This window comes from Pseudomyxococcus flavus (assembly GCF_050038885.1).
Classification (GTDB): Bacteria; Myxococcota; Myxococcia; order Myxococcales; family Myxococcaceae; genus Myxococcus; species Myxococcus flavus.
Map to the genome: position 1 here is coordinate 1,609,401 of NZ_CP143624.1, position 13,855 is coordinate 1,623,255.

Here is a 13,855-nt window from a genome sequence, read left to right on the forward strand (position 1 = left end):
CCCCACTTGAGGTTGATGATCCGATGAAGGCCGGAACCCTCCCCGAGCCCCTCCCCATCCGCTCCACGACGGAGACGACCCGTCCCCTGGGGGCGCGCCCCGCCGCGGGCACCACGCCGCAGCGCGTGCTGCTGGTGGACGACAGCCGCTCCATCCGCACGCTGCTGAAGATCTACCTCATGGCCCGCAACTTCGAGTTCCTCGAGGCGGAGTCCGCCGAGGAAGGCCTGAAGGTGTCGGAAGCGGAGCCGGTGGACCTGGTCCTCACCGACTTCCACATGGACGGGATGAACGGCGCGGACTTCGCCGCGCAGATTCGCGCCAGCAGCAACCCCAGGCTGGCCAAGGTCCCCATCCTGATGATGACGGGTGACCCGAACGTGGCGGAGGTGCGCGCCCTGGGTCAGAAGGCCGGCATCAGCGCCTTCGTGCGCAAGCCGGTGAGCTGCGCGCAGCTGATGACGCTGGTGGACACCATCCTCCCGCTGCCGCGCAAGTAGCCCACCGCGCGGACGCGGCTTCTCACGCCGGGTTCCGGGCCGCCGCGGCGGCGCGGGCCCGGCGTTTGCGTATCGCCTCTCCCACGCGGATGGCGAGCAGCAGCGCCAGCACGGCGCCGTAGACGAGTGGCTCGGTGGCGTCCTTCTTCACCCGCCACACGAAGTGCACCACGCCCAGCGCCGCGGCCACGTAGGCCAGCCGGTGCAGCCGCTGCCAGCGCGGAAAGCCGAGCCGCCGAACCCACGTGTTCGTGGACGTGACGGCCAGGGGCACCAGGAGCACCAGCGCGGCGAAGCCCACGGTGATGAAGGGCCGCTCGGTGACGTCCGCCCACAGCGTGCCCCAGGCCAGCCCCTGATCCAGCAACGCGTACACGAGGAAGTGGCCCACCGCGTAGGTGAAGGCCAGCAGGCCCAGCGTGCGGCGCACGCGCGCGGGCCACGTCCACCCCGCCACCAGCCGCAGCGGCGTACACGCCAGCGACGCCAGCAGCAGCACCAGCGCGAGCAGCCCCGTCTGGTGCAGCGCGGCTTCGATGGCATTGGGGCCCAGCTCGCCCCGGGGGCCTTGGACGGCGAGCAACAGCAGCGGTGACAGGCCGCCCACGACGAGCGCGGGGTTGAGCCAGGGGTACGGGGACGAGGCCATGGCGCGAGGACTCAGTAGAACCGGCGCAGGTCCATGCCGGTGTAGAGGTGCGCCACCTGCTCCGCGTAGCCGTTGAAGGGCAGCGTGGGCCGGCGCTCGAAGTCACCGATGCGGCGCTCGGTGGCCTGGCTCCAGCGCGGGTGGGGCACGGCGGGATTCACGTTGGCGTAGAAGCCGTACTCGCGCGGCGCGGCCAGGCGCCAGGTCGTCATCGGCTCCTCGCGGGTGAGCGAGATTCGGACGATGGACTTGATGCCCTTGAAGCCGTACTTCCACGGCACCACCAGCCGCAGCGGCGCGCCGTTCTGGTTGGGCAGCTGCCGCCCGTAGAGCCCCGTCGCCAGCAGCGTGAGCGGATGCAGGGCCTCGTCCAGGCGCAGCCCTTCGGTGTAGGGCCAGTCCAGCAGGGCGCGGCGCTGGCCGGGCATCTGCTCCGGGTCCAGCAGCGTGGTGAACGCGACGTACTTCGCGTGGCTGGTGGGCTCCACGCGTTGGAGCAGTGACGCCAGCGGGAAGCCCAGCCACGGAATCACCATGGACCAGGCCTCCACGCAGCGCATGCGGTAGACGCGCTCCTCCAGCGGGAACCAGGACGTGAGCTGCGCCACGTCCACCGTCTGCGGCCTGTGCACCTCGCCGTCGATGACGACGCTCCACGGCCGGGGCTTCAGCGTGTGCGCGAAGCGCGCCGGGTCGCTCTTGTCGAAGCCGAACTCGTAGAAGTTGTTGTAGGTGGTGACGTCCTCGTAGGGCGTGCGCGGCTCGTCCGTGTCGTAGGGGCCGCCCACCTTCGCCACCGGCAACGCCGCCAACCCCGCGTCCGGGACGAAGCGGTCCATGGGCCGCGTCCGCTTGCGCCCCAGCAGGTGCAGCCCCCCCGCCACGGCGACGGCCGTCCCGGCGAAGAGGCCCGCGTTCTTGAGCAGCTCGCGCCGGCGCAGGTAGGTCTTCTCGGGCGTGACTTCGGAGCTGGGGGGCTCGGCGGGCGGCTTGTCACTCATGGCCCCTGTATAACGGCCCAGGCCCGCGAGGCGTTACCGTGCGGCGCCTTCCTGTCCCGGGAGCGCTCCGGCGCCCGGCGCGGCGGCCTGCGTCAGGGCGGCCTCGTGGGCGCGGGCGTCCTTCAGGCGCCACAGCCGCCACCAGGGCGTGCCGGGCGACGCGTGGTGCTCCCAGTGGTAGCCGAAGAAGAAGCAGGACAGCAGGGCCCACAGGTGGTTGCGCGGCAACGTGCGCGCGTGGTGCGGCGCCATGTCCGGCGTCTCCGGTCGCCGGTGCGGCAGGTAGGTGCCGAAGTAGAAGAGCTGCAGCGTGCCCAGCACCGAGGGCAGCACCCAGAAGACGAGGATGCGCGGCTGGGACACGCCCAGGAAGAGCAGCACGTTGAACTTGGCCGCCATCACCCCGATTTGCGGCAGCGTGGTGTAGCGGGCCATGAAGGTGCCCAGCCAGGGCCAGAAGGACTGGCTGTGGGTGGAGAAGTCCGGGTCGTCCTCGCTGGTGGGCCGCGCATGGTGGGCGCGGTGGTTCACCACCAGCCGCCGGTAGGACAGGCCCGCGAAGAGGAAGCAGGCGACCGTGCCCACGGCCTCGTTCACCCAGCGCCGGCCGGACACGGTGCCGTGCATGGCGTCATGTCCGGTGATGAAGAGCCCCGTGCACAGCCACGCCTGGAGGGCGACGTGCAGCCAGGTGAGCGGCTCCACCCAGGGCAGCTCCGCCCGCGTCAGCGTCCAGGCGAGGTGTCCGCCCCAGGCGCTCATGACGACGAGCGCGATGACGATGCCCCAGGGACCGGGAGGGGCTGGACGGAGCTGGCGGGCTGGAGTCTCCATCTCTCCTGCTTTCTGGGCATCGTCGGCCCGCCGCGCACGGGAAAAACCGGGCGGCGGACCGGGACGAGGCGCGGGTGGCTACTTCTTCACGTCGCGGACCAGCTCCTCGGCGGTGACGTAGCGGGGCTCGATGTCCACCGGTACGCCCTGGAGCCGGTCCAGCACGCGCTGGACGGGAGGACGCACCACGCCCTGCTTCGCCAGCAGCGCCTCGGCGGCCTTCCTGTCGCCCCGGCCCTGAATCTCCATGAGCTGCTTCGTCAGCGAGGTGACGGACTGCTTCATCTTCGCCGGCACCACGGAGAAGGTGCCGTCCGCGTTCACCTTCACCGCGCCGGTGTCGAGGAAGTGGTTGAGCTGGAGGGCAATGCCCTTGCCGTGCGCCTCGTCGATGCCGAAGCGGATGGAGCGGAACGCGGACGCCAGGAACGTGGTGTACATGGTGCGCTCCAGCGACTTGTCGATGACGCCGGTGTCCACCAGGCGCTGGAGCGCCCACAGGCCGGAGATGTCCGCCTTCGCCTCCTCGATGGCGCTGGAGGCCGCCTGGAGCTCCTTGCGCACCGTGGTGGCCTTGCCGCCCACGGTGATGTTGCTGGGGCCCAGGCCGTGCATCAGCTCGTGCATCAGGATGTGGGTGAAGAAGGCATCGAAGGAGACGTCCTTCTGGTCCCGCGGGGTGAGCGCCACCTTGGCGATGGGCAGCAGCACGCGCTCGAACTTGGCCTCCTGCACGTTCTTCAGCATCACGCGCTTGGAGCCCATCTTCTCCGTCACCCGCTCGTCGTTGGGCAGGTTGAAGGCGGCCGTCTGCACGCCGCGGTTGCCATCTCCCGAGGAGAACAGGCTGTTGATGACGCGGATGGGCGCCATGGCGCCCAGCTTCGGGTTGCGCATCTTCGGGTCGATGGGGAGGTTGTCCTCCAGCCCCTGGAGCTGGCTGCTGAACTTCGCCAGCTTCTGCGTCTCCGCGTCGTCGCGCAGGCCCACGAAGGCCTCGAAGGCGGCCTTGTAGTTGAACCACTCGTCCTCGTAGACCTCGTAGGGCCCGATGGTGGGCTCGACGCTGGCGTCCAGCTCCATCCACGCCACCTCGCTGGCGTAGTAGTCGTTGGAGAGGAACGCGTCCGCGCGCGAGGTGAGGAACTTCTTCAGCGTGGGCTGCTGGGTGAGCGCCGCGGCCTCGCGCAGCAGCGCGGCGGCCTGGGCCAGCTCGCCCTGGTACTCCACGCTGTAGGGCACGGCGATGAAGCGGCCGTCCGGACCGCGGCGGATGGTGGTGTAGAAGCCGGTGGCCTCCTTCTGCTGCGCCTCGGGCAGCGACTTCACCCACGCCTCCACCTCCGCCTTGGTGGCGCCAGCGGGGTAGAAGTTCGCGGACGCGGGCTTGGCCGGCACGCCCGGGATGAAGGGCCGCGCCTCGTCGAGGCTGCTCCAGGGCCCCTTGTCCAGGAGGAACGCCTGCAGCCGCGCGCGGCCCAGCGGGGTGGTGTCCCGCACCAGGTCCAGGAGCAGCGTCTCGTTGCCCGCCCAGCGCTGGCGCAGGAAGAGCGCGTCCATCAGCTTCGAGGCCTGGACGATGCGGGCCAGGGCGCGGCGCTCGGACTCGGGCAGCGCCGAGAGGTCGACCCGGAGCTCCACCGGGGCGAAGCGCGCTGTCTGGCGCTGGAGCTCCGCGGCATCCGGGAAACGGGCGGGCGGCGTCTTCTCCGCGGCGGAGGCGGCACCGGACAGCAGCGCCGCGCCGAGCAGGGACAGGAGGGTACGGTTCATGTCCCCTTCCCTACTCCAACCCAGCCGCGACCTCCCAGCCTTCCTCACATCTGAAAAACAACCTTCCAACATTTCACGGCTATTCGAGCACAACCGGAAGTCAGGGGCGTATGCCAGCATGCGCGCGCCTGGATGTCCCAGGCCCTGGCGGCAGCATCCCCGCACGCCTTCCACCTTCGAGGCCCCTGATGACGCCCTCCTCCCGAATCCCCACAGCGTCCCCCTTCCGCTGGCAGGCCCTGCTCGGCGCGCTCGCCATGCTGGCCCTGGGCTTCACCGCCACCCCGGCCCACGCGGATGAGGAAGTCCTGGTCCAGAAGGCGGTCAGCACCGTGAGCTCCCGCTATGGCCAGACGTGGCAGGACGTCTCCATCACCCTGCTGGTGAAGAACCTGGGCTACGAGAAGCAGGTCGGCGTCGTCATGCAGCAGCCGGACGGCACCTGGACGGAGCTGGAGGCATCCTACGCGGGCCCCGCGGGCAGCGGGTCCACCGGCCGTGAGTATTGGAAGGTGACGCGGATGTACGCGAGCTGGGGCGTGGACCCGCAGCCCACGCGCGACCTGGTGTTCGCGGCGAAGTACACCGTGAATGGCCAGACGTACTGGGACAACAACCTGGGCAACAACCACCACCTGGGCCGCAACGACGGGCCCTATCTGCGCCAGACGCAGGTCCTGGTGGCCTCCAGCTTCTGGCGGGACAACGGCGACCTGGACATCGCCATCGACGTGAAGAACCTGGACTACACCAAGAACGTGACGGTGGTGTACTCCACGGACGGCTGGGCCACCGTGCACGAGGCGCCCGCGTCCTACGTCCCCGGTTACACGTCCGGCTACGCCTACATCTCCAGCCCCAACGTCCAGAACGTGGAGCGCTGGCAGGCCCACATCCCCGGCCTCACGGGCAACGTGGTGCTCTACGCCGTGCGCTACGAGGTCTCCGGCCTGACGTACTGGGACAACAACCACGGCGTGAACTACCAGCACACCCGCCCCTGAGCGGCCGGGCGACCGGGCCGGGCTCGACAAGCCCTTTTCCATGGTTAAGGGAGAGCGACGCTGGCGCCCCACCGGGCGCCCCGGAGGCCCTTTTCACATGACCGTCGAGAACGCCCCCCAGCGGGAGACCCACGCCTTCCAGGCGGAAATCAACCAGCTCCTCAGCCTGGTCATCAACTCGCTCTACAGCCACAAGGAGATTTTTCTCCGCGAGCTGGTGTCGAACGCATCCGACGCGCTCGACAAGCTCCGGTTCCGCGCGATTACGGAGCCGGAGCTGCTGGCGGACGAGCCGTCCCTGGAGCTGCGCCTCATCCCCGACGAGGCCAAGGGCACCCTCACCATCGAGGACACCGGCATCGGCATGACGCATGACGAGCTGGTGAAGAACCTGGGCACCATCGCCCACTCCGGCTCGCGGGAGTTCCTCGAGGCCCTGGCCCAGAAGGGCCAGAAGGACGTGCAGCTCATCGGCCAGTTCGGCGTGGGCTTCTACAGCGCCTACCTGGTCGCGGACCGGGTGGAGGTGGTCAGCCGCGCCGCCGGTCAGGGCCAGTCCGCCTGGCGGTGGACGTCCGAGGCGAAGGGCTCCTTCACGGTGGAGCCCGCCGAGCGCACCGCACGCGGTACCGCCATCACCCTGCACCTGAAGGAGGACCAGAAGGAGTTCCTGGGTGAGTGGCGCCTGCGCTCGCTGATTACGCAGTACTCCGACTACGTGGGCCACCCCATCAAGCTCCAGGTGAGCAAGACGACGGGGACGGGCGACGACGCGAAGACGGAGACCTCGCTCGAGGTGGTCAACAAGGCCAGCGCCCTGTGGCAGCGCGCGAAGTCCGACATCACCGACGAGCAGTACCAGGAGTTCTACAAGCACCTGACGCACGACTGGGAAGCGCCGCTGGCGTGGACGCACTTCAAGGCCGACGGCAACACCCAGTTCACCGGCCTGCTCTTCGTGCCCAAGCACCCGCCATTCGATTTGGACGCGCAGCAGCAGCGCGGGGTGCGGCTGTTCGTCAAGCGCGTGTTCATCATGGACCGCTGCGAGGAGCTGGTGCCGCAGTGGCTGCGCTTCGTGCGCGGCGTCATCGACTCGGATGACCTGCCGCTCAACGTGTCGCGCGAGCTGCTCCAGGACTCGCAGGTGGTGCGCGCCATCCGCAAGCACGTGGTGAAGAAGTCGCTGGACCTGCTGGAGAAGCTGGCCAAGGACAAGGCGGACGACTACCTCACCTTCTGGAAGGCCTTCGGCACGGTGCTGAAGGAGGGCCTCGCCACGGAGGCGGAGCACAAGGACAAGCTGGGCGGGCTGCTGCGCTACGAGAGCTCGCGCGAGGAGGGCCTCACCTCGCTCGCCGACTACGTGGGCCGCATGAAGGAGGGCCAGGAGGCCATCTATTACGTCTACGGCGAGTCCCGGAAGGCGGTGGCGGACAGCCCCCACCTGGAGGCGCTGAAGCAGCGCGGCTTCGAGGTCCTCTACATGACGGACCCGGTGGACGAGTGGGCCGCACAGGGCCTGCGCGAGTTCCAGGGCAAGCCGCTGGTCTCCGCGCTCCAGGCGGACCTGAAGCTCCAGTCCACGGACGAGGAGAAGAAGGCGCAGGAGCAGCACGCCGAGGGGCTGAAGACGCTCACGGAGAAGATGAAGGACGTGCTCCAGGAGTCGGTGCGCGAGGTGCGCGTGTCGGACCGCCTCACGGACTCGCCCGTGTGCCTCGTCGTCCCCGAGGGCGGCTCGCCGGCCTACCTGGAGCGCCTGCTCCAGCAGCGCGGCCGGGGCCTGGGCGTGCCGCGCGTGAAGCGCATCCTGGAGGTGAACCCGAAGCACCCCGTCATCGAGCACCTCAAGGCCGTTCACGACCGCGACCCGTCCGCGGCCCAGGTGTCGGAGTGGATCGAGCTGCTGCACGACCAGGCGCTGCTCACCGAGGGCAGCACCATCGCCGACCCCAACCGCTTCGCCCGCCGCATGACGGGGCTGCTGACGCAGGTGGCGGCCCTGGCGGCGGCGCCGGCCCCTGCGGCAGCGGCGTCCACGGCGAGCTGAGGCGCCGGCCCTGGCGCTCCCTCTGACTACGAGAGAGCGCCCCGGCCGAGCGAGCGGCCTCGGGGTGCCTGGCAGCCCACACCAGGCACCCGGCCCACGCGGGGCATTTCCGACCCGGGAGGGGGATCGGCTTCCCGGGTGTCCGTCGGCTATCGTCCCCGGCATACCGAGGGGAGTCCGTCGACATGAAGCGAGTGGTTCTGGGGTTGATCGCCGCCGTGGTCCTGGGTGCGTGCGCCGCGCACGAGAAGACAGGAGACCGCGCCGCGGCCGTGGGTGACTGGAAGGCCGCGTACACGTCCTACCGGCAGGCCTTGACGAGCGAGCCGGACAACCCAGAGCTCAAGGTCAAGTTCGACGCGGCCCGCTCCAAGGCGCTCCAGGACGCGCAGCAGCGCGCCCAGACGTGCGCCCAGGTGAATGACTGGGGCTGCGCGCTCGCGGAGTCCGACTTCGCCCTCTCCGTGGAGCCAGGCAACGCGGAGATTGCGACGTTCCGCGCGCACGCGGCGCTGCAGGTGGCGCTGGGGCAGCTGGACACGGCCGTCACCCAGGCGCAGCAGGGACAGTACGTGGATGCCGTCTCGTTGATGGACCGGGCGCTGCAGCTGTCCCAGGCGCCGGAGGTGACGACGCGCGCGGAGGACGTGCGGCGCATCGTCATCACGCAGGGGCGTGTCCAGGCGGACCAGTCCCTGCACGACGGCAACTTCATCGCGGCGCACGAGCTGGCGCAGCTGGTGCTGCGGCTGGACGCCTCCGCGTCGGCGTGGGCGCAGAACATCGCCGCCGAGTACGAGCACTTCGTCACCGAGGAGGTGGAGCGGCTGTCGCGCGAGGGGGACGCCGCGCGGGCGCAGCACGACTGGGGGCGCGCGCAGCAGAGTTATGCCGCCGCGCTGAGCCTGCGCCAGGGTGGCCGGGCCGCGCCGCTGGAGGAGTACGTGCGCCACATGGGCCTGGCCGAGCAGCGGATCGCGAGCCAGGACTGGAACGGCGCGGCGGACGCGTACCACGTCGCGCTGCGCACGGGACAGGACGATGGCTATGCCACGCACCAACTGGAGCGCGTGCAGCTGCGGCCCTACCGCATCGTCCTGCGCTCGCTGATGGTCACGCCGGGGCGTCCGAACGGCCGGGCCTGGGTGGGCTCCAGCAATGCCGTCTTCACGCGGCTGGCCAACCGGGTGAGCCAGATGGCCCAGCGGCGTCAGAATTATGACCTGATGGTGGACCTGGCCCTGAGCATCCCCCAGGAGAACCGCCCGCAGCTCCGCGTGGAGGTCCACCACCCGGACGGCCTCCACCTGACGACGCAGGGGCGCAACGGCATCTACACGGCCTATGACGCCGAGTTCGTCGCCGTCGCGAACGCCTTCGACGAGCGGCGCGTGAGCTTCCACGTGTACATGGATGGCCCGCAGGGCAGCGAGCTCGTGGGCTCGGTGGACGTGCCCATGCGCGAGCTGGTGGAGCGCCGGGACGTGTCCCTGGAGGGGCACTCGGTCCTGTCGCTGCGGCTGCTCACCAGCGTGGGGAACGGCCGCCAGCCAGGCCCCTACGCCGGCATGACGCGCGTGTTGACCGTGCCGACCCGGCCGGGGGTGCCCGGGGGGCAGCCGGTCCACACGGCCACGCCCATCAAGTGACCTGACGGCCCGCGCCCACGCCCCGGCCCTACCCGGGGCGTGGCAGGCGCAGCCGGAACGTGGAGCCGACGCCGGCGCGGCTCTCCACCTCGATGTCCCCACCGTGCGCCCGCGCGATGCGGCGCGAGACGGAGAGCCCCAGCCCCACGCCCGGAATGTCCTTCGCCGCCGCTCGGCTCCGCTTGAAGGGCTCGAAGAGACTGCCGATGTCCTCCGGCGCGATGCCCACGCCCTCGTCCGTCACGGCGACCACCACCTCTCCCTCCGTCGACTCGAGCCGCAGCGTCACCACCCCACCCTTGGGCGAGTACTTGATGGCGTTGCTCACCAGGTTCGTGAGCACCTGCGCCAGCCGCGTCGAGTCACAGCGCCACCGCACGGGCGCCTCCGGCACCGAATACTCGAGCCGGTGCAGCTCGCTCGACGGCCGGTGCAGCTCGACGACCTCCTCCACCAGCGCGCGCAAGTCGCAGTCCTCCAGCCGCAGCTCCAGGTTCCCCGCCTCGATGCGCGTCCGGTCCAGCAGGTCCCCCACCATGCGCTCCAGCCGGTCGACCTGGTTGGAGATGCGCACCAGCGAGTCGCGGACCTTCTCCGGCGGAGGCAACGTCTTCGCCCGCAGCAACATCTGCGCGGACAGCTTCAGCGCGTTCAACGGCGTGCGCAGGTCGTGCGCCACCCCCGCCAGGAACTGGAGCTGCCGCGCATCCTGGCTCGTGACGGTCTCCGCCATGTCGTTGAACTCCGCGCCAATCTCCTGCAGCTCCGGAGGCCCCTCCCGGCTCACGCGCGATTCGCGCCGGCCCGCCTTGAAGGCGCTCAGCGCGCGGCGGATGGAGACCAGCGGCCGGTAGATGCGCGTCTGGGCAATGGCCAGGAAGAGCACCACCCCCGTCAGGACCGAGACGGCGAGCAGCGTGCCGATGAGCCGCCCGGTTCTCCGCACCGCCTGCGCGTCATCGCGCGCCGTCCGGGCCCGGGCGATGCTCGAATCCATCACCGCGCGCGTCGAGTCGATGGCCTGCGCCAGGCGCGCACGCCGCTCGCCCTCTGGAGCGCTCAGGTACGCCTCGACGTTGGCGCGCGAAGCCGCCACCAGCCCTCGCTCCGCCTCCGTCTCCGTGTACAGCTCGACGTGCGCGAGCCGCTCGGGCACCTCGCCCAGCAGCTCCTCCACGCTCATGTCGGGGCCCAGCCGGTTGTAGGTCCCGATGCGCTCCACTTCGTGGGCGTACTGCAGCAGCAGCAGCGTGATTTCCAGCTCCGCCGCCGCGCGCACCCGTTCCGCCGCGTCGATGAGGCTGGTGGTCTGACGCTGAAGCAGGGTCGTCATCCAGAAGAGACCACCCGCCGACCCCAGTCCCAGAACCGCGAGGAGGACTGCTCCAAGGGTGAGGAAGGTCCGCAACCGCATCGCACCCCTCCAAGGGAAGCAGAACCCTACCCGATGCGTGACACCAACGGACACTCCCGCGCCACATTCCCCGGCACATCGTCGAGACGCATCCATTACCCAGACTGCTCGCACGTCCGTGGGATGTGCACTGCTGCACGGCGTGGTGCCTCGGGCCCCGGCTATCGCGGCCACGGGACACATCCACCGGCCCCCTTCGCGTCCTTGCGCTAGGCTTCGAAGCCCACCATCGCCCGGCGCGGCCCACACGGGCGCCGGGAGGAACGCGCGCCATGGCCTTCACGCTGAACGTCAACGGCACCCAGCACGCCATCGACGCCGAGGACGACACGCCGCTCCTCTACGTCCTGCGCGACGAACTGGGCCTCCACGGTGCCCGCTATGGCTGCGGCGTGGGGCAGTGTGGCGCCTGCACCGTGCTGAGCAACGGCACGCCGCTGCGCTCCTGCGTCGTCCCGGCGGCTTCCCTGAGCGAGCGGACGCTCACCACGGTGGAGGGCCTCCGCGCGGAGGACGGGAAGCCGCACGCGCTCCTGCGCGCCTTCGTGGCCGAGCAGGCCGGACAGTGCGCCTACTGCATCCCCGGCATGGTCATGACCGCGGCGGCCCTGCTGAAGCACACGCCGCGCCCCACCGAAGCCCAGATTCACGCGGCCCTGGACGCGAACCTGTGCCGGTGCGGCTCGCACAACCGCATCGTGCGCGCCATCCAGCGCGCGGCGGAGGAGCTGGCGCGATGAGTGGAGACCTCAGCCGCCGCTCGGTGCTCCAGGGCTCGCTCGTCCTGGCCTTCGCACTCATGGGGCCACGCGCCCTGGGAGCGCCAGCGGGTGACGCCGGACTGCCAGGAAGCCTGCGGCGCCACCGGCAGCTCGATGCCTGGCTGCGCATCGGCGCCAACGGCGTCGTCACGCTGAAGACGGGCAAGGTGGAGCTGGGCCAGGGCATCCTGACGGCGCTCGCGCAGCTCTGCGCGGACGAGCTCGACATCGAGATTCAGCGGCTGACCCTCATCTCCGGCGACACCGCCGTTTCGCCCCACGAGGGGACCACGGCCGGCAGCAACTCCGTCTCTGGAAGTGGCAGCGCGGTGCGGCATGCCGCCGCGGAGGCCCGCGCGCTCCTGCTGCGCATGGCCAGCCAACGCCTGCGCGTCCCCGTGGAGCGCCTGCGCGTCCAGGACGGCACCATCACCGCCACGCCCGGCGGCGCCTCCGTCACGTACTGGAGCCTGGTGGGCGGCAAGTCGCTGAACCAGGTGGCCACGGGCAGCGTGCGGCCCAAGGCCCCTTCCGAGCGGCGGCAGGCAGGCCGCTCCGTGCCCCGCCTGGACCTGCCGGGGAAGATTGCCGGTGAGGCGAGCTTCGTGCAGGACTACCGGCCCGCCAACCTCGTCCACGGCCGCGTCGTCCGCGCGCCCTCCTACGGCGCGTCGCTCGTGTCGGTCGACGTCGCGAAGGTGGAGCGCATGCCGGGCGTGCACAAGGTGGTGCGCGACGGCGACTTCCTGGGCGTCATCGCTGCAAAGGAGTGGCAGGCCATCAAGGCCGCCGCGAGCCTGGCGCAGAGCGCCCGCTGGCGGGAGCGAGCAGCCCTCCCCGTGGACCCGTACACCTGGCTCCTGGAGCAACCGTCCCGCGACATCGTCATCGAGGACGTCGTGCGGGCGACGGACGTCGCGCCCGTGCACACGCATGAGGCGCGCTACCACCGGCCCTACCAGATGCATGCGGCCATTGGCCCGTCGTGCGCGGTGGCGGAGTGGGATGGAGAGCGGCTGACCCTGCACACCCATAGCCAGAGCGTCTTCGAGACCAGCGCGGCCATCGCCCGGATGCTCCAGCTTCCCGTGGAGCGCGTCCATGGCAAGCACCTGCCCGGCTCGGGCTGCTACGGCCACAACGGCGCGGATGACGCCGCCGCGGACGCCGCGCTCCTGGCCCGGGCCCTGCCCCGCCACGCGGTGCGCGTGCAGTGGTCGCGCGAGGACGAACACGCGTGTGAGCCCTATGGCTCCGCGATGGTGATGAAGGTGCGCGCGGGCGTGGACGCGAACGGCGACGTGCTCGACTGGGACTACGCGCTCTGGTCCACACCGCACGGCACCCGGCCGGGGGGACACCCGGGAAACCTGCTGGCGGGACGCTCCCTGAAGGAGCCCTTCTCCATGCCCGTGCCGGGGAGCGGTGGACCGCCCAACTACTCCGCCGACCGGAACGCCATTCCGCTCTATGACTTCCCGGGCCGGCGGGTGACCACCCACTTCGTCGCGAAGATGCCCGTGCGCGTCTCGTCGCTCCGCGGCCTGGGCGCCTACGCCAACGTGTTCGCCATCGAGTCCTTCCTGGACGAGCTGGCCCACGCGGCGAAGGTGGACCCGGTGGCCTTCCGGCTCCGGCAGCTCCAGGACGCGCGGGCCAGGGCCGTCATCGAGAAGGCCGCGGAACGATTCGGCTGGAGCAAGGCCCCTCGCGCGCCCAATCGCGGCCAGGGTATCGGCTTCGCGCGCTACAAGAATCTCGCGAGCTACTGCGCCGTCTGCATGGAGGTGGAGGTGGACGCCCGGACGCAGGCCATCCGGGTGCTGCGCGCGGTGCTGGCGGCCGACGCGGGCGAGGTGGTGAACCCGGACGGCATCGCCAACCAGCTCGAAGGCGGGCTCATCCAGTCCCTGAGCTGGACCCTGAAGGAAGCCGTCCGCTACGACGCCCGGCGCATCACCTCCCGGGACTGGAGCACCTACCCCATCCTCACCTTCTCGGAAGTCCCGCCGGTCGAGGTCGTGCTCATCGAACGCCCCGGCGAGCCCTTCCTCGGTGTGGGTGAGGCCTCGCAGGGCCCCTCGGCGGCCGCGCTGGGCAACGCCGTCTTCGACGCGACAGGCGTCCGGCTGCGAGAGCTGCCCCTGACGCCGGAGCGGCTGGCCAGGGCCCGCGCGGCGCGCTGAGCCCGTCCGCCGGGCGGGAGGCCACGCCGCC

At 70.6% G+C, this 13,855-nt stretch carries 11 protein-coding genes; 6 read left to right on the plus strand and 5 right to left on the minus strand.

What is annotated here, in order from left to right:
- Positions 1–23 precede the first annotated feature (23 nt).
- Entirely contained in the window at positions 24–500 is a 477-nt protein-coding gene (locus VZL07_RS06695) for a response regulator (protein WP_426754512.1), read from the plus strand.
- Between the two features lie 22 nt (positions 501–522).
- Here VZL07_RS06695 and VZL07_RS06700 read toward each other — a convergent pair whose 3' ends face one another.
- The 4 genes from VZL07_RS06700 to VZL07_RS06715 form a co-directional block, all read right to left on the minus strand.
- Positions 523–1,149, minus strand: coding sequence for a protein-methionine-sulfoxide reductase heme-binding subunit MsrQ (locus VZL07_RS06700; RefSeq protein ID WP_426754513.1), 627 nt, complete (start codon positions 1,147–1,149; stop codon positions 523–525).
- An 11-nt stretch (positions 1,150–1,160) separates the two neighbouring features.
- Positions 1,161–2,150 (minus strand): protein-methionine-sulfoxide reductase catalytic subunit MsrP, encoded by a 990-nt coding sequence (gene msrP / locus VZL07_RS06705; protein ID WP_426754514.1) that lies wholly within the window; start codon positions 2,148–2,150, stop codon positions 1,161–1,163.
- 33 nt (positions 2,151–2,183) lie between these two features.
- Complete coding sequence (locus tag VZL07_RS06710) at positions 2,184–2,984, minus strand: fatty acid desaturase (protein ID WP_426754515.1); 801 nt, start codon at positions 2,982–2,984, stop codon at positions 2,184–2,186.
- 78 nt (positions 2,985–3,062) lie between these two features.
- Entirely contained in the window at positions 3,063–4,757 is a 1,695-nt protein-coding gene (locus VZL07_RS06715) for a dipeptidyl-peptidase 3 family protein (RefSeq protein ID WP_426754516.1), read from the minus strand.
- A gap of 188 nt (positions 4,758–4,945) precedes the next feature.
- On the opposite strand from VZL07_RS06715, the gene VZL07_RS06720 reads away from it, so the two are divergent.
- The 3 genes from VZL07_RS06720 to VZL07_RS06730 all read left to right on the plus strand — a co-directional run bounded on the left by VZL07_RS06720 (position 4,946) and on the right by VZL07_RS06730 (position 9,463).
- Entirely contained in the window at positions 4,946–5,761 is an 816-nt protein-coding gene (locus VZL07_RS06720; RefSeq protein WP_426754517.1) for an endonuclease, read from the plus strand.
- A 97-nt stretch (positions 5,762–5,858) separates the two neighbouring features.
- A complete protein-coding gene (gene htpG / locus VZL07_RS06725; protein ID WP_426754518.1) occupies positions 5,859–7,814 on the plus strand; it encodes a molecular chaperone HtpG in 1,956 nt (651 codons plus the stop codon).
- 185 nt (positions 7,815–7,999) lie between these two features.
- Positions 8,000–9,463 (plus strand): hypothetical protein, encoded by a 1,464-nt coding sequence (locus VZL07_RS06730; protein ID WP_426754519.1) that lies wholly within the window; start codon positions 8,000–8,002, stop codon positions 9,461–9,463.
- A 28-nt stretch (positions 9,464–9,491) separates the two neighbouring features.
- Here VZL07_RS06730 and VZL07_RS06735 read toward each other — a convergent pair whose 3' ends face one another.
- Positions 9,492–10,877 carry an ATP-binding protein gene (locus VZL07_RS06735; protein ID WP_426754520.1) on the minus strand — a complete coding sequence of 462 codons (1,386 nt, stop codon included), beginning with the start codon at positions 10,875–10,877 and terminating at the stop codon, positions 9,492–9,494.
- Between the two features lie 272 nt (positions 10,878–11,149).
- On the opposite strand from VZL07_RS06735, the gene VZL07_RS06740 reads away from it, so the two are divergent.
- Positions 11,150–11,617: a (2Fe-2S)-binding protein gene (locus VZL07_RS06740; protein WP_426754521.1), complete on the plus strand. Its 468-nt coding sequence runs from the start codon at positions 11,150–11,152 to the stop codon at positions 11,615–11,617.
- Positions 11,614–13,824 carry a molybdopterin cofactor-binding domain-containing protein gene (locus VZL07_RS06745; RefSeq protein ID WP_426754522.1) on the plus strand — a complete coding sequence of 737 codons (2,211 nt, stop codon included), beginning with the start codon at positions 11,614–11,616 and terminating at the stop codon, positions 13,822–13,824. The genes VZL07_RS06740 and VZL07_RS06745 overlap by 4 nt, the downstream gene beginning before the upstream one ends.
- Positions 13,825–13,855 lie beyond the last annotated feature (31 nt).